Annotated in this window: 19 protein-coding genes; 6 read left to right on the forward strand and 13 right to left on the reverse strand. The window is 69.5% G+C overall.

The features are described from left to right. Together O9255_RS12780 and O9255_RS12785 are read right to left on the reverse strand one after the other, a co-directional pair. Nucleotides 1-1,389 carry a cytochrome ubiquinol oxidase subunit I gene (locus tag O9255_RS12780; RefSeq protein ID WP_297867253.1) on the reverse strand — a complete coding sequence of 463 codons (1,389 nt, stop codon included), beginning with the start codon at nt 1,387-1,389 and terminating at the stop codon, nt 1-3. Next, the gene (locus O9255_RS12785; protein ID WP_297867254.1) at nt 1,382-1,933 is read right to left on the reverse strand and encodes a GbsR/MarR family transcriptional regulator; all 552 of its coding nucleotides are present in this window, start codon (nt 1,931-1,933) and stop codon (nt 1,382-1,384) included. Before O9255_RS12785 ends, O9255_RS12780 begins: the two co-directional genes overlap by 8 nt. A gap of 120 nt (nt 1,934-2,053) precedes the next feature. On the opposite strand from O9255_RS12785, the gene O9255_RS12790 reads away from it, so the two are divergent. Both O9255_RS12790 and rapA read left to right on the forward strand, forming a co-directional pair. Continuing rightward, nucleotides 2,054-3,931, forward strand: coding sequence for a M13 family metallopeptidase (locus O9255_RS12790; RefSeq protein WP_297867255.1), 1,878 nt, complete (start codon nt 2,054-2,056; stop codon nt 3,929-3,931). Further along, nucleotides 3,931-6,768 (forward strand): RNA polymerase-associated protein RapA, encoded by a 2,838-nt coding sequence (gene rapA / locus O9255_RS12795; protein WP_297867256.1) that lies wholly within the window; start codon nt 3,931-3,933, stop codon nt 6,766-6,768. The genes O9255_RS12790 and rapA overlap by 1 nt, the downstream gene beginning before the upstream one ends. Before the next feature lie 51 nt (nt 6,769-6,819). Here rapA and O9255_RS12800 read toward each other — a convergent pair whose 3' ends face one another. Together O9255_RS12800 and O9255_RS12805 are read right to left on the reverse strand one after the other, a co-directional pair. Continuing rightward, nucleotides 6,820-7,452 carry a rhomboid family intramembrane serine protease gene (locus O9255_RS12800; RefSeq protein WP_297867257.1) on the reverse strand — a complete coding sequence of 211 codons (633 nt, stop codon included), beginning with the start codon at nt 7,450-7,452 and terminating at the stop codon, nt 6,820-6,822. Between the two features lie 44 nt (nt 7,453-7,496). Next, nucleotides 7,497-7,856: an MGMT family protein gene (locus O9255_RS12805; RefSeq protein WP_297867258.1), complete on the reverse strand. Its 360-nt coding sequence runs from the start codon at nt 7,854-7,856 to the stop codon at nt 7,497-7,499. A gap of 33 nt (nt 7,857-7,889) precedes the next feature. On the opposite strand from O9255_RS12805, the gene O9255_RS12810 reads away from it, so the two are divergent. The 3 genes from O9255_RS12810 to O9255_RS12820 all read left to right on the forward strand — a co-directional run bounded on the left by O9255_RS12810 (nt 7,890) and on the right by O9255_RS12820 (nt 10,346). Then, nucleotides 7,890-8,297 (forward strand): hypothetical protein, encoded by a 408-nt coding sequence (locus tag O9255_RS12810; RefSeq protein ID WP_297867259.1) that lies wholly within the window; start codon nt 7,890-7,892, stop codon nt 8,295-8,297. Nucleotides 8,298-8,408: 111 nt separating this feature from the next. Beyond that, the gene (locus O9255_RS12815) at nt 8,409-9,719 is read left to right on the forward strand and encodes a hemolysin family protein (RefSeq protein ID WP_297867260.1); all 1,311 of its coding nucleotides are present in this window, start codon (nt 8,409-8,411) and stop codon (nt 9,717-9,719) included. A gap of 9 nt (nt 9,720-9,728) precedes the next feature. Further along, on the forward strand, nt 9,729-10,346 hold the full coding sequence (locus O9255_RS12820; RefSeq protein ID WP_297867261.1) for an exopolysaccharide biosynthesis protein: 618 nt from the start codon (nt 9,729-9,731) through the stop codon (nt 10,344-10,346). A gap of 37 nt (nt 10,347-10,383) precedes the next feature. Here O9255_RS12820 and O9255_RS12825 read toward each other — a convergent pair whose 3' ends face one another. The 3 genes from O9255_RS12825 to O9255_RS12835 all read right to left on the reverse strand — a co-directional run bounded on the left by O9255_RS12825 (nt 10,384) and on the right by O9255_RS12835 (nt 14,226). Then, on the reverse strand, nt 10,384-12,510 hold the full coding sequence (locus O9255_RS12825) for an EAL domain-containing protein (protein WP_297867262.1): 2,127 nt from the start codon (nt 12,508-12,510) through the stop codon (nt 10,384-10,386). Beyond that, on the reverse strand, nt 12,507-13,373 hold the full coding sequence (locus O9255_RS12830; RefSeq protein ID WP_297867263.1) for a phosphate/phosphite/phosphonate ABC transporter substrate-binding protein: 867 nt from the start codon (nt 13,371-13,373) through the stop codon (nt 12,507-12,509). Before O9255_RS12830 ends, O9255_RS12825 begins: the two co-directional genes overlap by 4 nt. 94 nt (nt 13,374-13,467) lie before the next feature. Further along, on the reverse strand, nt 13,468-14,226 hold the full coding sequence (locus O9255_RS12835) for an RNA methyltransferase (protein ID WP_297867264.1): 759 nt from the start codon (nt 14,224-14,226) through the stop codon (nt 13,468-13,470). Between the two features lie 95 nt (nt 14,227-14,321). Here O9255_RS12835 and O9255_RS12840 point away from each other — a divergent pair, with 95 nt between their 5' ends. Further along, nucleotides 14,322-15,155, forward strand: a complete 834-nt coding sequence (locus O9255_RS12840; protein WP_297867265.1) for an inositol monophosphatase family protein — start codon at nt 14,322-14,324, stop codon at nt 15,153-15,155. 10 nt (nt 15,156-15,165) lie between these two features. Here the strand turns inward: O9255_RS12840 and O9255_RS12845 are convergent, their stop codons facing one another. From O9255_RS12845 to queA, 6 genes are all read right to left on the reverse strand, one after another. Further along, nucleotides 15,166-18,444: a ligand-binding sensor domain-containing diguanylate cyclase gene (locus O9255_RS12845; RefSeq protein ID WP_297867266.1), complete on the reverse strand. Its 3,279-nt coding sequence runs from the start codon at nt 18,442-18,444 to the stop codon at nt 15,166-15,168. Nucleotides 18,445-18,538: 94 nt separating this feature from the next. Beyond that, on the reverse strand, nt 18,539-19,501 hold the full coding sequence (gene secF / locus O9255_RS12850) for a protein translocase subunit SecF (protein WP_297867267.1): 963 nt from the start codon (nt 19,499-19,501) through the stop codon (nt 18,539-18,541). 13 nt (nt 19,502-19,514) lie between these two features. Further along, nucleotides 19,515-21,392 (reverse strand): protein translocase subunit SecD, encoded by a 1,878-nt coding sequence (gene secD, locus O9255_RS12855; protein ID WP_297867268.1) that lies wholly within the window; start codon nt 21,390-21,392, stop codon nt 19,515-19,517. Nucleotides 21,393-21,458: 66 nt separating this feature from the next. Beyond that, complete coding sequence (gene yajC / locus O9255_RS12860) at nt 21,459-21,803, reverse strand: preprotein translocase subunit YajC (protein ID WP_297867269.1); 345 nt, start codon at nt 21,801-21,803, stop codon at nt 21,459-21,461. A 54-nt stretch (nt 21,804-21,857) separates the two neighbouring features. Continuing rightward, a complete protein-coding gene (tgt, locus tag O9255_RS12865) occupies nt 21,858-22,979 on the reverse strand; it encodes a tRNA guanosine(34) transglycosylase Tgt (protein ID WP_297867270.1) in 1,122 nt (373 codons plus the stop codon). Then, the gene (gene queA / locus O9255_RS12870; RefSeq protein ID WP_297867271.1) at nt 22,976-24,019 is read right to left on the reverse strand and encodes a tRNA preQ1(34) S-adenosylmethionine ribosyltransferase-isomerase QueA; all 1,044 of its coding nucleotides are present in this window, start codon (nt 24,017-24,019) and stop codon (nt 22,976-22,978) included. The genes tgt and queA overlap by 4 nt, the downstream gene beginning before the upstream one ends. Nucleotides 24,020-24,367: the final 348 nt, after the last annotated feature.

Raw genomic sequence — 24,367 nt, forward strand, 5'->3', positions numbered from 1 at the left:
TCAAGCCTCCTTCGCCGTCAGGCCCGATGAAGCGTCGGCGAACGGCACGAGGCCCGGCCCTTCGGCCTGCGGCGTTTCCGCGCGCGTGCCGGCCTTCCGGGCCATGTAGAAGACCACGCTGATGTAGGCCGCGAGCAGCACGGCGTACATCACGAGATAGCCCACCAGCGTCAGGCCGATCATCGGTGCGGGCACCGCGCTCGCGGCATCGGCGGTGGTCAGCACGCCCTGCACCAGCCAAGGCTGGCGACCGATCTCCGTGGTGTACCAGCCGGCGATCACCGCGCCCCAGCCGGAGAAGGTCATCAGCACCAGGACGCGCGACAGCCACGGCGTCGGCTCGCGCTTGCGCTTCAGCACCCACGCGCCCCAGAAGCCAACGGCCAGCATCGCCATGCCGATGCCCACCATGATGCGGAAGGCCCAGAACACCGGCGCCACCGGCGGATGCTTGCCTTCGAATTCGTTGAGCCCCTTCAGTTCACCGTTCGGGTCGTGGGTGAGGATCACCGAGGCGAGCTTCGGCACTTCCACCGCCATGTGCGTCTTGCGCGCTTCTTCATCGGGGAACCCGAACAGCACCAGCGGCACGCCGCGCTCGGTCTCCCAGATCGCCTCGATGGCGGCGATCTTCTGCGGCTGGTACTTCAGCGTGTTCAATCCATGGAAGTCGCCGAGCACGATCTGCACCGGGATCAGCAGCGCGCCCATGAACACGCCGGTGCGCATCGCGGCCAGCACAGCCGGCGCGCGGTCGCCGCGCAGCCAGCGATAGGCGGAAAGGCCCGCCAGCAGGAAGGCGACAGTGAGGAACGAAGCCACCAGCATGTGGCTGAAGCGCCACGGCATCGACGGGTTGAAGATGATCGCCATCCAGTCCGTCGCATGCGCGACGCCGTCGCGCAGCTCGAAGCCCGCCGGCGTGTGCATCCACGAGTTCAGCACGAGGATCCAGAACGCCGACATCGTGGTGCCGAAGGCGACGAGGAAGGTGGCCAGCGTGTGGATGCGGTTCCCCACGCGCTTGAAGCCGAACAGCATGATCCCGAGGAAGGTCGCCTCGAGGAAGAAGGCCGTCAGCACTTCGTAGGCGAGCAGAGGACCAGCGATGTTCCCGACACGCTCCATGAAGCCCGGCCAGTTGGTGCCGAACTGGAAGCTCATGGTGATGCCGCTCACCACGCCGAGCGCGAAGCTCAGCGCAAACACCTTCACCCAGAAGCCGTAAGCGTCCATCCACTTCGAGTCACCGGTCTTGCCGTAGCGCCACTTGAAGAACAGCAGCACCCAGCCCAGCGCGATGGTGATGGTGGGGAACAGGATGTGGAAGCTGATGTTGGCCGCGAACTGGATGCGGGCGAGCAGCAGCGGGTCGAGTGCATCAAACATGGCTCTTGCCTCCGATGAAGCGGTCACGGGCGTCCAGCAGTTTCCCCACCTTCTTGCCGAGCTTCATGAGCTCGACCAGGCGCTCCTGGTCCATGGCGCGCACGTCCTCGAACCAGCCCGTGGTGAGTTCGATCAGGTCGTGCATCTCGCGCATGCGCTCTTGCGCGTGGCGGTCGGTGGGGTCGCCCGGGGATTCGAGCAGGGCGTCGCGGAGCATCGAGAGGGTCGGGTCGACCTCGCGCTTGCGCCGCTCCTCGGCCAGGGTCTGGAAGATGGCCCAGACGTCCTCGGGGGCGGAGAAGTACTCGCGGCGGTCGCCGGGCAGGTGCTGCAGCTTCACCAGCCGCCAGCTCTGCAGTTCCTTCAGGCCCATGCTGACGTTCGAACGGGAGAACGCCAGCCCTTCCGCGATCTCGTCGGCGTTGAGCGGCCTCGGGCTCACGAACAGCAGGGCGTAGATCTGCCCGACCGTGCGGTTGATGCCCCAGCGGCTGCCCATCTCGCCGAAGTGGAGGACGAAGCGCTGGACCAGCGGACTGAGCATGGCGTTCACGTAGTTTCAGGAATTCCTGAAATTCTAGGCATCCCCGATCCTTGCCGCGTGAAGAGTCGAGACTCCGTTCGACCGGCGTAAACTTGCGCCCCCACGGAATCCGGCTCGCCCATGCGCACGCTCGCTCTGACCGCCGCCCTCGCGGTGGCTGTCCTCGCCCTTTCCCCCGCCGCGGCGCAGAACCGGGGCGCCCGGACGCCCGCTGCGCCGCTGGCCTGCGCGGACTTCAACGGCCACGCCAACCATGCCTGGCGGCTGGCGAACCCGGCCTCGGCCGCCCAACCGGAGCGCAGCCGCCTGGCCGAACTCGGCGCCAGCGCCGCGCAGAAGCAGGCCGCCCTGCTGGCCGCCGCGGCCACCAGCCCGCAGAACGATCAGGAAAAGACGCTGGGGGCCTTCTGGGCCGCAGGCATGGACGAGGCCGGTCTGGAGCGACAGAGTGCCGCGGCGGTGCAGACGCTGTTGGCCCCGCTCGCCCAGCTGCGCCGCCCCCGCGACCTCGCCAAGGTGGGTGCCGCCTACCACGCCCTGGGCGTGGCACCGATGGCCGAATTCGTCCGCCTTGAAGCCACCGACGGCGGTCGCCGCCCGCTGGCCGCCGTGCCGGCCGCCCTCGGACTGATCGATCCGGCCTTCTACACGACGAATGACGCCGAAGTGCGGACGTTGCTCGGCAAGTACCGCACCTATGTCGAGGCGGTGCTGCGCGCCAGCGGCCTGCCCGAAGCCGAAATCAGCCCGGCCTCCGAGGCCGTGCTGCAGATCGAGACCCAGCTCGCCCAAGCGCTGGTGGGCGAAGGCCCCGAGGCCCGCAGCAGCGACACCCTGCGCGCGCAGGACCGCCGCTTCATCGCCCTCGGCTTCGCCGACCTGTTGAAGCAGCTCGGCGCGCGCAGCGAAGACCTCGTGGTCGTCAGCCCGGCCTACTTCGCCACGCTCGGCCAGATCGCAAGCACGGAGCGCGACACCAAGCGCCTGCAGTGGTACCTGCGCTTCCGCGTGCTCAACCGCTTCGCGCCGGAACTCGGCAGCACCTTCCGAAGCGCCCATGGCGGGTTCTTCGCCCAGATCCTGCGCGGCCTGCCCGCGGCACCGCCGCGCGCGGAGCACATGGACACGCTGCTGCGCCGCACCCTCGGCGGCCTGAACGATGCCGCCTTCAACGCGCGCTACGCGCCGGAGGCCCGCCGCCAGCGTGCTTTGGCATTGGCCGAAGGCGTGCGCGCCGCCGCCGTCGAGATGGCGGGCAAGGCGGGAGCCACCGAAGACGCGCAGCGCCTGCAGGCCATGCGCTTCGACATCGCGGGCAACGAGTCAAACACCTTCGACGCGAACGGCCTCGAGTTCCGCGCCGACGACCATGTCGGCAACCTGCTGCGCTACGGGCGCTGGGCGGAGGGTCGCATCCTCGCCGACCGCCCCCTCGCCATCGATCCGCTGCCAGCTCGCGTTCCCGCCGTGCAGTGGCTGACAGGCACCGACACGCTGGCCATCACGGCCGCGGCCCTTTCGCCGCCCCTGCTCGGCGAAGCCGGGACCGCCCCGGACGCCGCCGACCACGGCGCCTTGGGCGCCCTGATCGGCCATGAGCTGGCCAAGCGCCTGACGCCCGGCAACCGCGGCGCCGCGCTCGGCCCGCTCTACAACGGTTTCCAGGCGGCCCCGGGCTTGCGGGTCGACGGCGCCCGCACCCTGCCGATGAACCGCGCCGACCTCGCCGGCCTCGAATTCGCTTGGGCCGCCTTCACCAAGGCGCAGCCGCAGGCGGATGCCAACACGAAGAAGGCCTTCTTCACCGCTTGGGCAAACCTCTGGGCGAAGACCCAGACCACCGAGGCGCTTCGCGCCGAGGTGCAGACCTCGCCGTACGCGCCGGCCGCCTTCCGCGTGAATGGCCCGCTGTCGCAGCTGCCCGCCTTCGGCGAGACCTACGGCTGCCGCGTGGGCGCCGTCATGCGCGCCGCCAACCCGATCGGGGTGTGGCGCTGATGGCTCTGGTTCCCGGCCAACGCTGGTTCTCGTCCGCCGAGCCGGAGCTCGGTCTCGGCACCGTGCTTCGCATTGCGGGCCGCAGCGTGCAACTCGTCTTCACCGCCTCCGGCACCGTGCGCCAGTACTCGCTCGAAGCCGCGCCCCTCGTCCGCGCCGTATTCCGCGCCGGCGACCGCGTGCGCATGGACGGCAAGGAGATCGCCATCGAGTCGGTGGAAGAGCGCGCCGGCCTCGTCTGGTACCGCGCCGGCAACGATGAATTCATGGAAGGCGCGCTCGATGCCGAGCAGCCGGTGTCGAAAGCCGACCAGCGCCTGATCAGCGGCCGCATCGACCGCAACGACCAGTTCGAGCGCCGCGTCCGCACCCTCGACCTGCGCGCCCGCGCGCGCCGCCATCCGGGCTGGGGCGTGCTGGGCGCCCGCGTCGACCTCATCCCGCACCAGCTGCGCGTGGTCGAGACCGCCGCCGCGCGCCGCACGCCGCGCCTGCTGCTGGCCGATGAAGTCGGCCTGGGAAAGACCATCGAGGCCTGCGCCATCGCCGCGCAGCAGATCGCCAGCGGCCGCGCCAAGCGCGTGCTGGTGCTGACGCCGGAAAGCCTGGTCAACCAGTGGTTCGTCGAACTGCTGCGCCGCTTCAACCTGCCCTTCGCCATCTATGACGAGGAGCGCTGCGAGGCGCTCGAGATGAACGAGCCCTCGAGCAACCCCTTCGAGGACGAGCAGTTCGTGCTCGCTTCGGTGGATTGGCTCACCGAGCACGACAAGCGCATGAAGCAGCTGGTGCAGGCCGGCTGGGACCTGCTGCTCGTCGACGAGGCGCACCACCTGATCTGGACGCCCGAGTTCGAAAGCCCCGGCTACACGCTGGTGGCCGCGCTCGCCAAGCGCGTGCCCGGCCTGCTGCTGCTCACCGCCACGCCCGAGCAGCTCGGCCGCGGCGGGCACTTCGCGCGCCTGCGCCTGCTCGATCCGGCGCGCTACACCGACCTCAAGAGTTTCCTCGCCGAATCCGACCGCTTCGTCGCGCTGTCGCAGCTGGCCGAACGCATCGAAGCCGGCGACGTCACCCGCGCCGATGGCGAGGCCTTGAACGACCTGTTCGCCAACGACCGTGAATGGCTGGACGCCACGCTGGCCGCCATCGAAACCGGCGACCTTGCCGCACGCGAAGTGCTCATCGACGCGCTGGTCGACCGCCACGGCACCGGCCGCGTGATGGTGCGCAACCGCCGCGCCGCGGTCGGTGGTTTTCCGAAGCGCATCGCCCACGTCGACCTGCTGCCCGCCACCGACGATTCCGAGCTGCTGGGCCGCCTGCGCGCCGAGTTCGCCTTCGAAGTCGGCGATCTCGACGAGGAGCCGGTGCACGACTACGCCAAGGACCCGCGCCTCGACTGGCTGCTGGAGACGCTAAACGCGCTCGGCGGCGAGAAGGCGCTGGTGCTCTGCCGTTCGCGCGCCAAGGTGCAGGCCATCGAGGAGGCGCTGCGACTGCGCTGGGGCCAGCCGGTCGCGCGTTTCCATGAAGACATGAACCTGCTGCAGCGCGACCGCAATGCCGCGTTCTTCGCCGACCCGGATGGCGCGCGTGTGCTGATCGCCTCGGAAGTCGGCGCCGAAGGCCGCAACTTCCAGTTCGCCCAGCACCTCGTCCTGTGGGACCTTCCGCTGCACCCCGACATGCTCGAGCAGCGCATCGGCCGCCTCGACCGCATCGGCCAGCCCGGCGACGTGCACATCCACGCCGCCGCTGTCACCGGCAGTGCGCAGGAGGTGCTGCTGCGCTGGTACCACGAAGGCCTCGACGCCTTCCGCGGCGTGGTACCGGACGGCCGCGAACTGCTGCGTCGCAGCGTCGATGAACTCGTCGCGCTGGCGGAAGCCGATCCCATCGGCCGCGAGCCCGCGCTCGAGCAGCTCATCGCCGACACCCGCGGCGCGCATGCCGAGCTCGTGGAACAGATCGCCCGCGGCCGCGACCGCCTGCTCGAACGCGCCAGCCAGCGTGCGGAGGCCGATGAACTGCGCGCCGCCCTCGCCGAGGACGACGCCGACCTCGTCTCGCAAGAGGCCATGCTCGAACTGCTCGAAGCCTTCGGCGTCGAGAACGAGCCACTGGGTGAAGGCCGCTTCCTGCTCGATCCGGAGTACCTCACCGTCGACGGCTTCGACGCGCTGAAGGGCGGCGCCCGCGAGGCCACCTGCGACCGTCGCTTGGCCCTGTCGCGCGACGACCTTCTCTACCTGCGCGCCGACCACCCGTTGATCCTCGGCGCGCAGGACCTGATGCTGAGTTCCGAGCTCGGTAACGCCTGCCTGCTGATCGACGAAACGCTGCCACCGCGCACGGCGCTGCTCGAAGCCATCTACGTGCTCGAGTGCATCACCGACGCCAAGCTCAACATCGCGCGCTTCCTGCCGCCCACGCCGCTGCGCGCCATCGTCGACACGCGCCTGCAGCGCCGCGACGATTTCGCGCCGGATCCCGATTCGGTGGCGAAGGCATCCGACCGCCAGTTCGACCTCTCGCCGATGCGCAAGGTGATGAACAGCCTCGTGCCGCCGATGCTCGGCGCCTGCGAAACCAGCGCTCGCCGCGATGCCGCGACGGTGATCGCCGAAGCAGCCGAGCTCGCCGAGACGCGCTTGGGCGGCGAACTCGCCCGCCTCGAATCGCTGGCCCGCGTGAACCCGGCCGTCAGCGAGTCCGACGTGCAGGCCCTGCGCGACGAGCGCGAGGCCGTGCTGGCCGCCCTGCCCGGCGCGCGCCCGCGCCTCGACTCGGTGCGGCTGATCACCAGCCCGGATTTCCTGCTGCTGCGACGCTAGCGCGCCAAGCCACGACGCCGTGCTTCGGCGCCGTGGTCGTGCTGTCCTGCCTCAGCGCACCGAGCGCAGCGTCGGCCGACGCTTGCCGAACGGCGGATCTCCGCGCCAGTAACGCATCACCAGCCAAGCGCCGAGCATGCCGCCGAGGTGGGCGAAGTGCGCCACGCCGCCCGGCGAGTTCAAACCCATGAACAGCGCGAGCCCGGCGAGGATCATCACCAGGTACTTCGCCTTGATCGGCACCGGCGGGATCACCAGCATCAGTTGCTGGTTCGGATACATCAGCCCATAGGCCAGCAGCAGGCCGTAGGCGAGGCCCGAGATGCCGAGCGCGGGGCCGGCCGGGAACACGCCGAGCAGACCGAACAGCAGATGCACCGCGCCCGCGGCCAGGACGCAGGCCAAGACGAACTGGATGTAGCGGCGCGTGCCCCACTGCGACTCCAGCATCGCGCCCAGCATCCACACCATGAAGGCGTTGAAGAAGAGGTGGATGAAGTCTCCATGCAGGGCCGCATAGGTGACGAGCTGCCAAGGCAGGAAACCACCACCGCCGAAGCCTTCGCTACCGACCGGCCACAGGGCGAACCACCGCACCATCGGCTCGCCCACCAGCCATTGCAGGGCGAACGTGCCGGTCAGGATCCACAACAGGTACAGCGTGACGGGAGGCAGGCGCGGCACGGGGCCCTCGGGGAAGTGGTTACTTGGTCGGGATCATAGCGGCGTCAGCGTTTCTTCCGCGTCGCGGCCGGCGGCGCCCAAAGCAGGGCATCCAGCGTTTCGGCCGACGTGCGACGTACTTGACGTACGCGCCCGTTCTCCACGACCACGCCTTCCGCCCGCAGCCGCGCCGACTGCTCGGCGAAGCCGGGGCTGTCCGTCGGCATCGCGATGCGCCCATCCGAGCGCAGCACCCGGTGCCAAGGCAGTGCCGGGTCGGTGTTCTCGCTGAGCACCCGCGCCACCAGCCGCGCACCGCGCGGGAAGCCGGCCTCCCGCGCCACCTCGCCGTAGCCGCGCACCTCGCCCGCCGGGATGCGGCGGATCACCGCGAGGATGGCCTTGGCGTTCGTCGTCATGGTCATGGCGGTACGATACCCGCACTCAAGGAACCCGCCATGCAGAACTTCGAACAGATCCGCGGCCACGTGCAGTCGCACTTCCGCATCACCACCAACGACCCGTACGTGCTCTGCGTCGAACTCTCTCTGGACGCCGGCAAGCGGCACCAGAGCGTGTTCCTGGCCGAACTCGAGGACGACGACGGCCGCCGGCTGCTGCGCGCCAGCACCATCATCGCGCCGATCACCGGCATCGACGCGCGCCGCATGCTGGCCTACAACTGGCACTCGCGCGTGGGCTGGCTGGCCATCGGCGAACTCGACGGTGTGCCCTACCTGCAGCTCTGCGAGAACCGCCCCTACGCCGGCCTCGACGGCGCAGAACTGGACCGCTTGGTCCTCGAGATCGGCGGCCAGGGCGATCGCATGGAGCGCCTGCTCTCGGCCGGCGGCGACCTGCTGTAACGCCCGGCGCCAGCCCCATTGGTAGACTCCCAGCCCGTCCCTCTCCCGCCCCACCATGCCCGACGACCCTGACTTGCGACGATTGCTGGCGCTGACCCCGGAGGCGCGCCCGTGATCGAGTTCCTGCTGATCATCGTCCTGACCCTCGCGAACGGCTTCTTCGCGATGTCCGAAATGGCCGTGATGACCTCGCGCAAGGGGCGTCTCAAGCAGCTGGCGAAGGAGAGCCGCGGCGCGCGCAAGGCGCTGGAGCTGGCCGAGCATCCCGACGGCTTCCTGTCCTCGGTGCAGGTGTGGATCACCCTGCTCGGCCTGCTGCTCGGCCACTTCGGCGCCGAGACCTTCGCGGTGCACCTGCGCCCGCCGCTGCTCGAATCGGGCCTCGACCCGAAGTGGGCCGAGTGGATCGCCTACGCCGTGAGCTTCGCGGTGATCCTGTACGGCTCGGTCGTGTTCGGCGAACTCGTGCCGAAGCGCATCGCCACCCTGTACCCCGAACGCATCGCCGCCCTCGTCGCCCTGCCGATGGGCGTGATGGCCATGATCGCGAAGCCGTTCGTCTTCATCCTCGCGACGTCGACGAAATTGCTCCTGAAGCTGCTGCGCGCCGATCGCAGCGACGGCGATCGCGTCACCGAGGAAGAGATCCGACTGCTGGTGGCGGAAGGCCACGAGCAGGGCATCATCGATGCCGACGAGCAGGCCATGGTGAACCGCGTGCTCCGCCTCGGCGACCGCAGCGCGGCCAGCCTGATGACGCCGCGCACGCGCATCACCTGGCTGGACGCCAAGCTGCCCCTCGAGGACAACCTCGCCACCATGCGCGAGACACCGTACTCGCGCTATCCGGTGTATCGCGGCAACGATGCCGAGGTGCTCGGAATCCTCGAAGTGAAGAGCCTCACCGGGCGTCTCGGCCAAGGCGGCAGTGTCGACCTGTTCGCCACGCTCAAGCCCGCGCTGTTCGTCTCGGAATCGACGCAGTCGATGCGCCTGCTGGAAATCTTCCGCGAAGAGCAGCAGACGATGGCCCTCGTCGTCGACGAATACGGCGAGGTGATCGGCGCCGTCACTGCCAGCGATCTCCTCGGTGCCGTGATGGGCCGCGGCCAAGCCCCGCACGAGGCCAGCGACGACGAGCCGCTGCTCGTGCAGCGCGACGACGGCAGCTGGCTGGTGGACGGGCGCTTGACCAGCGACGAGACGCGCGAGCTGTTGCGCGTCAGCGCCCTGCCCGGCGAGGAAGACCACGACTTCCACACCATCGCCGGCATGGTGATGGCGCAATTCGGCCGCATCCCCGACGCTGGCGAGCATTTCACCTGGGAAGGCTGGCGCATCGAAGTGATCGACCGCGACGGTGCCCGCATCGACAAGCTGCTGGTGGAGCGCCTCGAACGCGACGAAAGCGCCGAGGCCTGATCGCGGCCCATGGATGACGGGCTGACCACGCAGCGGCTGTTCGAGCGCATCGCGCGCGACCATCCCGGCACCCTGCCCCTCGCCGACTTGCTCGACGCCTTCAGCGAACGAGCCTTCGGACTGTTCCTGCTGCTGGCCATCCTGCCCGCCTTCCTCCCGCTGCCCGCGGGTGCCGGCGCCATCAGCGGTCCGCTCGTCTCACTGGCCGGGCTGCAACTGCTGGCGCAGGCCGAGCATCCGTGGCTGCCGCGATGGCTCCAACGGCGGCCGGTGTCCACGGCCTCGCTGGACCGGTTCCGTGCTCGACTGGCGCGCCCCTTGGCCTGGCTGGAACGCGTGAGCCGTCCGCGTTGGCCCGCGATGATCGACCACCCGGCCGCGAAGGCCATCAGTGGGCTGCTGCTGGTGGTTCTCGGCGGGCTGCTGGCCCTGCCCATCCCGCTCACCAACTACCCGTTCGGCCTCGTGCTGCTGGTGTTCGCCGTCGCGCTGATCGAACGCGATGGCCGGACGATGGCGCTGGCTTGGGCGCTGGGCGCGGCCGAGGTGCTGGCGGTGGTGCTGTTCGTCGACGACGTCGCCAAGCTGCTGCTCAGCTTCGGCGAGCGTGTCGCCGGCTGGTTCTGAGCGGAAGCCCCACCCTGCGGCGCGGCGGCCCCCGCGCTCAGCCGAACAGCCGGCCCACGTCCTCGGCGGGCAAGGGACGCCCGAGGTAGAAGCCCTGCCCCAGCGGGCAACCGCGCTCGCGCAGCAGATCGTGCTGCCCCTCGTTCTCGATGCCCTCGGCGACGACCGTCACGCCGAGCGAATGCGCCATCGCGATCACGCCGGTGGTGAGGGCCAGGTCGTTCGGGTCGCGCAGCAGGTCGGTGATGAAGCTCCGGTCGATCTTCACTCCGTCGACGGGCACGCGGCGGAGGTGCGAGAGCCCGGAGAAGCCGGTGCCGAAGTCGTCGAGCCAGACGCCGACGCCGAGCGCGCGCAGGCGGGTGAACGCCGCGGTGGCTTGGGCCTCATCGCGCAGGATGGCGGTTTCGGTCAGCTCGAGGTGCAGGCGATTCGGATCGAGGCCGGTACGTTGCAGCGCGCCTTCCACGGCTTCCGGCAGGTTGCCGAGGGAAAGCTGGCGGGGCGAAACGTTGATCGCGACGAAGGGCGCGCGCGTGCCGTTGGGCACCGGCCAACGCACGGCCGCGCGCATCGCCTCCTCCAGCACGCGATGTCCGATCACTTCCACCTGGCCGCTGTCCTCGGCGATGCCGATGAAGATCGAGGGCGGCACCAGGCCGAGCTCCGGATGCGTCCAGCGCAGCAAGGCCTCCGCGCCGACCGCGCGCCCATCCGTGAGGTCGAAGATCGGCTGGAACGCGAGGCTCATCTCTCCGCGTTCCCAGGCACCGCGCAGGTCGTGCTCCAGGCGCACGCGCCGTTCCACTTCCTCGTCGAGCGCGAGCGAGTAGAAGCGGAAGCAACCCTTGCCCGCCGCCTTGGCCTGGTACATGGCCATGTCGGCGTTCTTCACCATTTGCGCCGCCGAGGCGGCATCGTCGGGAAACACCGTGATGCCGATCGAGCCGGAGACGACGAGATCGCGATCCTGCAGGGTGAGCGGCGCGCTGATCGCCGCGAGGATGCGACCAGCGAGCGACTCGGCGCGCTGCCGGACGTCCGCCTCGGGGAACAGCACCACGAACTCGTCGCCGCCGAAGCGTGCGAGTTCCGCGCCGTCGATGCCTTCCTCGGCGCAGGCGCCGCGGATGCGCGCCGCGACATCGACCAGCAGCTCGTCGCCAACATGGTGGCCAAGGGTGTCGTTCACGCGCTTGATGTCGTCGAGGTCGATGAACATCAGCGCCAGCTCGCCACTGCTGGCCTGCAGGGTCAGCAGCCGCGATTCCAGCGATTCGCTCAAGGCCAGTCGGTTGCCCAAGCCGGTGAGCGGATCGGTGTAGGCAATGCGGCGGATGTCGCGTTCGTGGCGCACAACCGACTCCGCCATGCGCGAGAAGACCTTGGTCAGGTCGCCGATCTCGTCGTCGCGGGCCGTCAGGTTCCGCGCCTCGGCGTAGCGTCCCCCTTCGACGGCGAGCGCCGCTTCGGCCAGCGACCGGATCGGCTTGAGCACGTTGCGGCGCAGCGAATACACCCCGACCAGGCCGAAGCCAGCGATCAGCGCCAGACCGCCGAGCAGCCAGCGCACGTGGGCGGCACGCGTTTCCGCCAGCCGGGTTTCCACGGTGCGGCTCCAGACCTGTGCGGCGCGCGCGCCCTCGTCCATCGAGAGCCCCAGCCGCACCCAGCCCACCCGCTGTTCGCCGAGGCGCACCGGAGCGCTCAGGTGCAGCAGGCCGTCGGCCCAGCGGGCCTCGATGCCGCCGCGCAGCGCTTCCGCCGGCGCGCCGTCCACGGGCACCAGTTCGGGCAGCGACTCGCCGAAGCGCGCGATGTCGCGGCTGCCGTCATGGACGATCCGCCCTTGCGCGTCGGCGACTAGCACGTATTCGACGTCAGCCTGCTGGTTGGTGTTGCGTGCGTACTCGCCGATCCGCTCGAGGTCGAGGAAGTACAGCGGGTTGGCCACCGCGTTGGCGAGCTGGTTGGCCAGCGCGGAACCGCGCTGTTGCAGGCCATCGCGCACCACATCGAGGACGAGGGCGTCGCCACCCTCCCGCATCGCCAGAAAGCTGCGCTGCTCCCGCCAGATGAGACCGGCGAAGATCAGGGCCATCGTGCCCACGCAAAGGGTGACCCAGCCGAGCATCTGGGCACGCAAGGTCCAGCGGAACGTCACTCGATGGCCTCCCGCGTGCGGCGGGCGGCTTCGGACAGCACGTCGAGCGCGGCGGCATTCTCGGGCGTCAGTTCGACGAAGCGGGTGATGCCGAAGAAGCGCCGCAGCGCGGGCGCGGCATCCGGGTCGACCGAGGCCTGCAGCAGGACGGCGCGCAGGCGCTCACGCACGCGCGGATCGAGGTCGGCGCGCACGATCTCCATGGCCCTCGGCGCACTCATGCTGCGGCCCACGACCCGCAGCGAGGCCGCGCGCGGATCGCGCTCCTGCAGCTCCGCGAAGTCGACATCGCTGAAGGCGCCCGCATCGACGACGCCCTTCATCACCCAGGTGGCGATGTTGGCCTCGGTATTCCCGAACACGTAGCCGACCCCGCCACTCCGCGGCCGATCGGTCGGCGACGGCAGGATCTCCATCGGCACGCCGGCATCGAGCAGGGTGATCGCCGGCAGCAGGTAAGCACTGGTCGATCCGGGGTTCTGCAAGGCCAAGCGATGGCCGCGCAGGTCACCGATCGTCCGGATGGGCGAATCGTTGCGAACGAAGATCACCGAGCGGTAATGGCTCACGCCATTGCGTTCGGTCAGCAGCAGCACCGGGGCACTGGCACGGTTGATCAGCGTGAGGCCGGTGGCCGCGGTCTCGGTCACCCAGTCGACGCGCCCGTGGCGCAGGTAGCTCGTCATCCGCGACGTATCGCGCGCCATCAGGATGCGGCCTTCGCGGATGCCCACGTCGGCCATGCGCGGCACGACGTAGTCGAGCAGCGGCTTCAACTGGTCGTAGTGACGCTGGGGATCGTCGCTGATGCGTCCGAGGACGAGGACGCCGGGATCGGCCGCGGCGAGGGGCGCCAAAGCCATCAACACCATCGCAGCCACTGCACGAAACCGTTTACGCCCGTCCATCCTCAGCCTTGACACCGTGTAACCCGCCGAGTCTGACACGGATTGACGTTTATTGTGACTTCTTGGCACCGGCCAATCGGGCCATGCGCTGGGCATCCGCAAGAATGCCGTGCAGCACGCGCACCTCGCGCTCGTCCGGCGCGGCGCGCAGGAAGAGGCGGCGCAGCCGGCGCATCACCGTCACGCCGCTCCGCCCCTTGTGGAAGTCGATGTCGTGGAGAGCCTCGTCGAGGTGCGCGAAAAAGCGCTCCATCTCCTCGTGCGTGGCCGGCGGGCGCTCGTCGAGCGGATCGCGCGCGGCGTCCACGCCCGCTTCGGCCATCGCAGCCAGGCGAAGCTCGTAGGCCAGCACCTGCACGGCCTGCGACAAGTTGAGCGAACTGAAGTCCGGATCGGTGGGAATGCACACGGAGGCGTGGCAGAGCTGCAGTTCGGCGTTCTCGAGGCCGGTGCGTTCCGGGCCGAACACGAGGGCCACATCACCGTGTCGGGAGGCCTCCAGCAGTCGAGCGGCCGCCTCCCGCGGCGTGAACTCGGGCATCGGCACGGCGCGCTGCGTCGCGGTGCTGCCCAGCACCAGCGTACAGCCGGCCACGGCCTCGGCCAGGCTGCCGGTCATCCGGGCTCCGTCGAGCAAGTCGTCTGCGCCGGCGGCCAGCGCCGAGGCGTCGGGATGGGGAAATTTTTCCGGGGCCACGAGGTGCATCGCCCCGAACCCCATGGTCTTGAGCGCGCGGGCCGAAGACCCGATGTTGCGTGGATGCTGGGTGCCCACCAGCACCATGCGGACCCGTTCAAGCGCGCGCAAGGTTGCCTCCGGGGAATCGGTTAAACTCCGCGCCGGCCCGGCAACGACCGGTCCATCGTTCTTCACACAATCCAGCGGAAAGAGGCGGGCAGCGCATGCAGAACCCTGTCGTCAATGTCATGGTCAAGGCCGCGCGTGCCGCGGGTAACGTCCTGCTGCGCAACATGTCGCGCCTCGAGAGCCTCAACGTCGTCGAGAAGGCCCGCCAGGACTACGCCAGCGAAGTGGACGGCCTCGCCGAGCGCGAAATCATACGCGAGCTGAAGCGCGCCTACCCCGACTACGCCATCCTCGGCGAGGAAACCGGCCAGACCGGCAAGGGCCGCTACACCTTCATCGTCGATCCGCTCGACGGCACCTCGAACTACCTGCGCGGCATCCCGCACTTCTGCGTGTCGATCGCCCTCGTGGACAACGGCGAGCCGACCGACGCGGTGATCTACGACCCGATCCGCAACGAGCTGTTCTGCGCCTCGCGCGGCGCCGGTGCCGTGCTCAACGACCGCCGCATCCGCATCAACACGCAGCGCGAAATCGGTGGCGCCGTGCTGATCAGCGGCTTCCCGCCGCGCGAGCGCAAGCGCATCGGCCCGCAGCTGAAGTGCATCGAGATGCTCCTCAAGGACGCCGAGGACGTGCGCCGCACCGGTTCCGCGGCGCTCGACCTGGCGTGGGTCGCGGCGGGTCGCTCCGACGGCTATTTCGAAGCCGGCGTGAAAGCCTGGGACATCGCGGCCGGCATCCTGCTGGTGCGCGAGGCTGGTGGCCGCGCCTGCGACTTCAAAGGCCGCAACGAGAAGATCCTGTTCGAAGGCCAGTGCATCGCCGGCCCGATGAAGGTCGTCGACGCGGTGCAGAAGGCCGTGCAGGAATCCGGCTGGCTCGCCAGCTTCGCGCCGCCGCCGCTGAACCCCGACGCCGCGGCCTGAGCGCCGCGCCTCAGCGCGCCTGCGAAGCGATCAGGTGCGCGAGGCGGTCAGTGTTGAGATTGCTCGCCAGACGGAGTTCGCCGGAGGTGAGCATCCTCGGCATGCGCTTCATCACCCACGCAAGGTCGGCGTCCGGCGGTAGCGCGACGTTCGGCAGCAGGCCCAACCAGCCGTTCCGCCCGCCCTGCTTCACCGTGTAGAGCGCGAGGTCGGCCAAGGCCACCACCGCTTCCCAGCCCAGTGCCTGCGGCGAGGCCGCGTCCCACGGCAGCGGCGCCCAGCCGATGCTCGCGGTGAGCGGCAGTGGCGTGCCGTTGTGGATGAAGGGCTCCCCCGCGATGGCATCGCGGACCCGCTCCGCCAACTCGGCCGCGCGCTCGCGCTGCGTGTCGCGAGCGACCACGAGGAACTCTTCGCCGCCCCAGCGAACCAGGTGGTCGCTCGCCCGGAACACCGCGCGCAGGCGCTCCGAGAACTGGCGCAACAGTTCGTCGCCGGCCGCGTGGCCGTGGCGGTCGTTGACCGCCTTGAAATGGTCGACGTCGATCAGGAACACCACCATGTCGTTCGCGGTTTCGCCGGCCGGCGGCTGCGCGTTGCGCCGGACCCAGAGCGCCATCTCCGAAGCCATCTGCAGCGACATGAAGCGGCGGTTGCGCAGGCCGGTGAGCGGGTCCGTGAGGCTGGCCTCCTCGAACTCGCGGGTCCGAACGCGCAGCGCTTCGGACATCACGCGCAGCTCCGCCGTGCGCCGCTCCACTTCCTGCTCGAGCGTCATGCGCGCCCGCTCGAGGGCCCCCGTGCGCCAGCGCACCAACAGGGTCGTCGCGAGGGCCGTTAGGGCGAAGGCCAGCAGCGCGAACGCCGGCGTCTGCCACCAGCGCGGCTCCACGACGACCGTCAAGGCTTCCCGTGCCTCGCTCCACTCGCCGCTGCGATTGCCGCCCTGAACAAAGAACCGGTAGCGCCCCGGCCAGAGGTTGCCGTACGCGGCCACGCGGCTTTCGTAGGTGGCCTCGACCCACTCCCGGTCCACGCCCTCGAGGCGATAGCGATGCAGGTTTCGGGTGGCAGCGCTGTAGTCCAGCGAAGCGAACTCGATGGTGAATCCGCGCCCGCCGGCCGGAACGAGGAACTCGCGGGCCATCGGGCCGACCGGTTGTCGGCGGCCATCCACAAAGACATCCGTCACCACCACCGGTGGCGCGAAAGACCACGGCACGTAGGCCTCCGGCCTCACCACCAGCACGCCCTCGCGGCCGCCGTACGCCAGGCGGCCGTCGCCGAAGCGGGCGTAGGAGCGGAACCACCCCGTGCCCACCTGCGCGCCATCGATCGGCAACAGGTGACGGAACCGGTCCGTGGCCGGATCGTAGAGGGCGCGTTGGCTCCAGATCCGGCCGTCCGCATCGTCGAGCAGGTTGGCGCCGAAACTCACGCCGCCCTCGCCGTGGCGGGCGCTGATGATCTCGAAATCGACGGCAGCGTCCGCCCGGCCGATGGCGCGGTGCAGTCCGTCGGCATCCACCCAAAGCCGGCCCTGCCGATCGACGAGCACGCCATTGACGTCGAACGCGTGCGCCTCGCCGTCCAAGCGCGTCTCGACGCGGCGCAGCGTCCGCTGCACCGTATCCAGCCAGAACAGGCCGGAACTCCCGCCGACCCACGCTCCGCCGGCATCGAAGGCCAGTGCCTCGACGCTGCCTTCGACGCGCCGATCGTCTGCGTCGCCGATGCGTTGCGGCGTGCCGCCCTGGGCATCGACGGCGAACAGGCCATCGGCGGTGCCCACCCACAGGCCACCATCGGCCGCCGGCCACAAGCGACGCACCGCCGAACCCTCGAGGAACTCGGGGCCCGCCACGCGCTGGAATTCCGGCCTGCCGCTGCGACGCAGGAAGAGCCCGCGCTCGGTCCCGACCCACAGGCTGCCATCCACCCCGGCCGCCACGCCCGACGGTTGGTCGCCCTCGAAGGCACCAGCCTCGGAGCCGCCAGGCGACACGAGTTCGCGCAAGGCGAGATCGGCGCCCATCTGAGCCACGCCCACGCCGGCCAAGCCCAGCCACAGACCGCCCTCGCCGTCTTCGCCCATGGTCAGCACGTTGAACTGGGCCATCGCCGGATCGACACCGGGCTGGTAGCGCCGGCTCAGCAGCCCCCGTGGCCGCGCATCGGTGCGCTGCACGCCACCACCGAAGCTGCCCACCCAGAGCAGGCCGGAGTCGTCGACCAGCAGCGCGCGCACCTCGGCCGGATCCAGCCCGAGGTTCTGGCCCGGCACGGCGCGGATGGGCCGCAGCAGGCGCGCGTCCTCGGCGGCATGCACATCGATGCCGCCGGGGTGCCCCACCCACACCTCGCCCGGCAGCGGCTCGGCCACCGCGCTGATGCCGGTGCCCAACCAGCGCCGCACCGCCCCAGGTGACGGCACGCCGACCGCGGTGGCCACCGCATACGGCAGCACCGCGACCTGGCCTTGCTGCGCCCCTACCCAGAGGTCGCCGGACGCGACCTGGGCGATGGCGCGGATGCGCGCATTGGCGAAACCCAGCGGATCGCCCTCGTCGGAAAGCACCCGCTCGAAGACTTCCGTCCCCGCTCGGCGTCGCACGAGGCCCCGCCACGTCCCCACCCACAGATGGCCGTCGCGATCGACATGCATCGCCGAGATGCGGTCATCGGGCAAGGACGTCGGCGATGTCGGGTCGTGGCGCCAGACTTCGGAACGGCGCGTGGAGGGGTCGAGACGGGTTAGACCGCCGCCCGTCGAACCGATCCACAGCCCCCCTTCGGCATCGTCGGCCAGCGCGCGAATGGGCAGCCGTTGCACGCCCTCGGCCTCACCGAAGCGCTCGAAGCGATCGGCGACGGGGTCGTAACGCGCTACGCCCTCGGACTCGGTACCGACCCAGATGCGCCCGTCGCGGGCGCGGTGCACCACGCGCACCACGTTGCCCGGAAGGCTGGACGGGTCGTCGGGTTGTGTCTGGTAGAGGCGGAAGCGGTAGCCGTCGTAACGCACGAGGCCACCCGTGGTGGCGATCCACAGCAGGCCCTCACCGTCCTGCGCGAGACCGGTCACGACCCCTTCCGGCACCTGCTCGACGTCGCCGAAGCGCTCGAACATCAGCGGCATCGCCGGGGCCACGGGCACCGAGGCCAAGGGCATCGCGCCGATGAGACCGAACGCGAGGACCAGGCCACGGAGCGCAAGCCACCACGCGGGCAGGCGCCGCGCCACGCCCCATCGCTCCGAGCCACCTGACCACGCCGAGCGTTCCGCCATCCTCGCCCCCTCCGCGCCGAGGGCGTCACTGTACCCGGAACGACGAAGGCCGCGGATCACTCCGCGACCTTCGAATGCGAAACCATGCAACGAATCAGGGACGGCGATCGAGCTCGCTGTCGTCCTTCGCCTTCGGCAGCAGGTCCTGCTTGGTGACGTTCAGCCAGATCAGCAGCGGGCAGGCCACGAAGATCGAGGACAGCGTACCGATGATGATGCCGAGCATCTGCGCTTCGGCCATGCCCTCGAGGCTCGCACCGCCGTACAGGTAGAGCGCCAGAACGGTCAGGAACGCGACCACCGAGGTGATGATCGTGCGCGAAAGGGTCTGGTTGATCGAGCGATTGAGCACCTCGTTGGCGCTCACATGGTGCAGGCCGCGGAAGTTCTCGCGCACGCGGTCGAACACGACGATGGTGTCGTTGATCGAGTAGCCCATCACCGACAGCACGCCGGCCAGCACGATCAGGTCGAACTCGTGCTGCGTCAGCGCGAACCAGCCCACCACCAGCACCACGTCGTGGAGGGTCGTGATGATGGCCGCCACGGCGAACTTCCACTCGAAGCGGAAGGTGATGTAGACGAGGAAGCCGACGATCACGAAGAACATCGCCAGCACGCCGTTCTCGGCCAGCTCCTTGCCCACCTGCGGGCCGACGAAATCCGAGCGCACGACCGTCACGCTGTTGCCGGGCTCGCCGAGCAGGTCGGCGATCGCGCCACCGGTCGCCGCCGCGCTTTCCTGGAGCGCCGCTTCGCCCGCCTCGGCGTCGCGCGGCTGCAGGCGCACGACGATGTCGTTGGCTGCACCGAAGGTCTGCACCACCGGGTTGCTGTAGCCGGCGCCTTCAAGAGCAGCGCGGACGAGCTCCAGGTCGGGTTCCTTCTCGAACTTCAGCTCGGCGACGGTGCCGCCAGTGAAGTCGAGCGCGAAGTTGAAGCCCTTCATCGGGATCAGCACCAGGGCCGCGACCATCAGCGCGAGGGCGATGGCCAGCGACGGCAGGCGCCAGCGCAGGATGTCGTAGTTCGTATCGAACGGGATGAGTCGGAACACGGGGAAACTCCGGTCAGATCGCCAGGCCGGCCAGCTTGCGGCGGCGGCCGTAGATGAGGGTGGCGACGCCGCGCGACACCGACACCGCGGTGTACATCGAGGTCAGGATGCCGATGATCAGCGAGAGGGCGAAGCCCTTCACCGGGCCGGTGCCGAACACGAACAGCGCGATGCCCGCGAGCAGCGCGGTGACGTTGGCGTCAGCGATCGTGCCGGAGGCCTTCTCGTAGCCGGTGGCGATGGCGTTCAGCGGCGTGTTGCCGGCGCGCAACTCCTCGCGGATGCGCTCGTTGATCAGCACGTTGGCGTCCACCGACAGGCCCACCGTCAACGCGATACCGGCGAGGCCGGGCAGCGACAGGGTGGCACCGATGATCGACATCACCGCCACCAGCATCAGCAGGTTGAGCAGCAGCGCGATGTTGGTGATGACGCCGAACATCCGGTAGTAGATGACGAAGAACACCAGCACCAGCACGAACGAGGCGGCGATCGACTCGAGGCCGCGGGCGATGTTCTCGGCGCCGAGCGACGGGCCGATGATGCGCTCCTCGGCGAACTCCATCGGCGCGGCCAGCGCACCCGAACGGAGCAGCAGGGCAAGCTGCTGCGCTTCCTGCGGGCTCTCGAGGCCGGTGGTCTGGAAGTTGCGGCTGAACACGCCGCGGATCGAGGCGAGGCTGATGACCTCTTCCGTCACCTTCGTGCCGCGCACTTCCTTGCCGTCGACGATACGCACTTCCGGCACGCGCTCGATGTACACCACCGCCATCGGCTTGCCGACGTTCTGCGAGGTGAAGTCGAACATGCGCTGGCCGGCCGAGGCGTTCAGCGTGACCGACACGCCGGGGGTGCCCGTCTCCGTGTCGGTGATCGAGGTGGCGGCCACGAGCTGGTCGCCGGCGGCGATCACGCGCTTGGCCAGCACCACCGGGATGCGGCTGCCGTCCGGATTGCGCTCGCGCATGTAGTAGATGCGGCCTTCCGGCGGCACGCGGCCGCTGCGTTCGGCCTCGACGGCATCGGTGTTCGTGAGCAGCGCCGCACGGTACTCGAGGGTCGCAGTCGCGCCGATCACGCGCTTGGCCAGGGCCGTGTCCTGCACGCCCGGGAGCTGCACGACGATGCGCGAATCACCCTGGCGGGTGACGATCGGTTCGGCCACGCCCAGCGCGTTGATGCGGTTGCGCAGGATCGAGACGTTCTGGTTGATGGTCTCGGTGAGCAGGGCGTCCAGCGCCGCAGGCGCGATGCTGGCGGTGAAGCCCGGGCCGGCGCTGCCGCGGAGCGGCTGCAGCTGGAGCTCGGGGGCGTCCACGGCGATGACGCTGAGCGCCTTCGACAGGTCCTCGGCGCGGGACAGGCGCACGAGGATGTCGGTCGGGCGGACCGTCACTTCCTGCGAGGGGATCTTCTGCTCGCGCAGCACCACGCGGATCTGTTCGGCGTAGCTGTTCTCGCGCTTCTCGAGGGCGGCCTTCTGGTCGACCTGGAGCAGGAAGTGCACGCCACCCTGCAGGTCGAGGCCGAGGCGCATCGGGCTGGCGCCGAAGGCGTCCAGCCAATCGGGCACGGTCGACACGAGGTTCTGTGCGACGGTGTAACCCTGCTCCAGCGCGGGGCGCAGCAGCTCGGCGGCACGCAGCTGGTCGGCGGCATCGAGGCGAACCAGCAGGCTGTCGCCTTCCTTCTGCACCGATTTCGCCGCGATCCCGGCATCCCTGAGCATGCCCTCGACGCGGGCGTCGAGCGCGTCGTCAACGGCGAAGCCGCGGTTCGCGGTGATCTGCACCGCCGCGTCCTGCGGGTAGAGGTTCGGGAGTGCGTAGAGCGCGCTGGCGAGCAGCACGATCAGGGCGACGACGTATTTCCAGCGGGCGTATTCGAGCATGGCGTCACTTCAGGCCGGCGGGGCGCCGACCAAAAAGCCGGCATGAAGCCGGCGTGATGGGGGCGATCAGAGGGACTTCAAGGTGCCCTTGGGCAGGACGGCGTTGATCGCGCCCTTCTGCAACCGCACCTTGGTGCCTTCGGCGATCTCGACGGTGATGAAGCTCTCGCCGACGTCGTCGATGCGGCCGGCGATGCCGCCGCTGGTGACGATCTCGTCGCCCTTCGCCAGCTTCTCGACCATCTGGCGGTGTTCTTTCTGCCGCTTCATCTGCGGGCGGATCATCATGAAGTACATCAGCACGAACACCGCGCCGAGCATGATGACGCTGGGCCAGGGGCTCGGCTGGGCGGGAGCACCGGCGGCGGCTTGGGCGTGGGCGGCGGGGATCAGCAGGTCGAGCAGGGACATGGGCTTGGGACTTCCAGAGGGCCAAACAGCCGCGAAGTATGCCACGGCGGGCGTTCAGGCCGGTTCACCGGCCTCCCGGGCGCGGTAGAAGCCTTCACGGAATTCGGCGAACCGCCCCTGCTCGATGGCCGCGCGGATCCGCTCCATCAGCCGCACGTAGTAGCGCAGGTTGTGGGTGGTGGCCAGCATCGAGCCCAGGATCTCGTTGCACTTGTCGAGGTGCCGCAGGTAGCTGCGGGTGAAGCCGCCCATGCAGGTGGCGCAGTCGCAGCCGGGCTCGATGGGGCGCAGGTCGTGCTCGTAGCGCTGGTTGCGGATGCGCACCTGGCCGAAGTCGGTGAAGTAGTGGCCGTTGCGGGCGTTCCGGGTCGGCATCACGCAGTCGAACATGTCGATGCCGCGGGCTACCGCCTCGACGATGTCCTCCGGCTTGCCCACGCCCATCAGGTAGCGCGGCTTGTCCTCGGGCAGCTGCGGGCAGATGGCCTCCAGCGTGTGCTCGCGCTCGGCCGCGGGCTCGCCCACCGCGAGGCCGCCCACGGCGTAGCCGTCGAAGCCGATGGCCTTGAGCCCTTCCGCGGACCGCGTGCGCAGCTCGGGATACACCCCGCCCTGCACGATGCCGAACAGCGCGGCGTCGTTGCCTTCGTGGGCCCTCCTTGAACGCTCGGCCCAGCGAAGGCTGAGTTCCATCGAGGCGCGGGCCACCTTCTCGGTGGCCGGGTACGGCGTGCACTCGTCGAAGATCATCACGATGTCCGAGCCCAGCACGCGCTGGATGTGCATGCTCTCCTCGGGCCCGAGGAAGACCTTGCGGCCATCCACGGGCGAGGCGAAGGTCACGCCGGCTTCGGTGATCTTGCGCTTGTGCGCCAGCGAGAAGACCTGGAAGCCACCGGAGTCGGTGAGGATCGGCTTCTGCCACTTCGTGAAGCCGTGCAGGCCGCCATGGGCTTCCATCACCTCGAGGCCGGGCCGCAGGTACAGGTGGAAGGTGTTGCCGAGGATGATCTCCGCACCCAGCGCCTCGACTTCGGCCGGCCGCATGGCCTTCACCGTGCCGTAGGTGCCCACCGGCATGAAGGCCGGGGTTTCGATGGTGCCGCGCGGAAACGTGATCCGGCCGCGGCGTGCCATGCCGTCGGCGCCCAGCTTCTGGAACGTCATGCGGCTCATGCGCCCTCCCCGTCCGCGCCCGGCCACAGCAGCATCGCATCGCCGTAGCTGAAGAAACGGTAGCGCTGCTGCACCGCGTGGCGATAGGCCGCCATGATGCGGTCGAAGCCGGCGAAGGCGCTCACCAGCATCATCAGCGTCGATTCCGGCAGGTGGAAGTTGGTGAACAGCGCATCCGCCGAGCGGATGCGATGCCCCGGCGTGATGAAGATCTGCGTGTCGCCGGCGAAGGGCCGCACCTCGCCGTCCCGCCAGGCGGTCTCGAGCGCGCGGATCACCGTGGTGCCCACCGCGATGACGCGGCCGCCACGGGCCTTCGTCTCGCGGATCTGCTCGCACAATTCGGTCCCGACGTTCAGCCATTCGCTGTGCATCACGTGGTCCTTCACGTGCTCGGCGCGCATCGGCTGGAAGGTGCCAGCGCCCACGTGCAGCGTGATGTGCCCGAACTCGATGCCGCGCGCCTGCAAGCCCCCCAGCAGCGCGTCGTCGAAGTGCAGGCCGGCGGTTGGCGCAGCAACCGCCCCCACGTGCTTCGAGAACACGGTCTGGTAGCGCTCGTCGTCGCTGATGTCCGCCTCGCGCTGGATGTAGGGCGGCAGCGGCATGCGGCCGGCGCGGAGCATCACTTTCTCCAGCGGTTCGTTGGTCTCGAAACGCAGGCGGTAGAACTCGCCATCGCGGCCGAGCACCGTCACCACGGTGCCGTCGTCGAGCGTGATCGTGCTGTCGGGCTTCGGCGATTTGCTTGCGCCGACCTGCGCACGCACTTCATGCGCACCGGTCACGCGTTCGAGCAGGATCTCGACCCGACCACCGGTCGCCTTCTGCCCGTACAGGCGCGCCGGGATCACGCGCGTGTCGTTGAAGACCATCAGGTCGCCGGGCTGCAGCAGCGACGGCAGGTCGCGCACGTGGCGGTCGGCGAGGCCAGCGGGCGGCGCGGGCACGTGCAGCAGGCGGGAGGCCGAACGCTCGGCCAGCGGGGCCTGCGCGATCAGTTCCGGCGGCAGGTCGTAGTGGAAATCGGACTTCTTCATCGGATCGGCTTGACAGGCCGGCCCTCCAGCGGGCGCCTCGCGGCGCGGGGGCGTGATTGTACGCGCGGCTGCGGGGCATCGTGCCCGGGCCGCGCCCGCCGTTCAGTCCCCGCCGCCTCCGCCGCCGCCATCACCGTCGCCGCTGCAGGCGCCATCGCTTCCGCGTCCGCAGGACGCACTCGTCGCGCCGATTGCGGGCAAGGCATCGTCCTGCCTGCCGGCCTGGGACGCCGGCGCCCTTCGCCGCTTCGCCAGTACGACGACCAAGACCAGAAGCACCAAGCCAACGCCCAGCACGGCCAACAGAATTTCCATCGCATGGCTCCCGAAAAGGAACATAGAGGTCCG

This window comes from Silanimonas sp., from assembly GCF_027530345.1.
Taxonomy (GTDB): domain Bacteria; phylum Pseudomonadota; class Gammaproteobacteria; order Xanthomonadales; family Xanthomonadaceae; genus Silanimonas.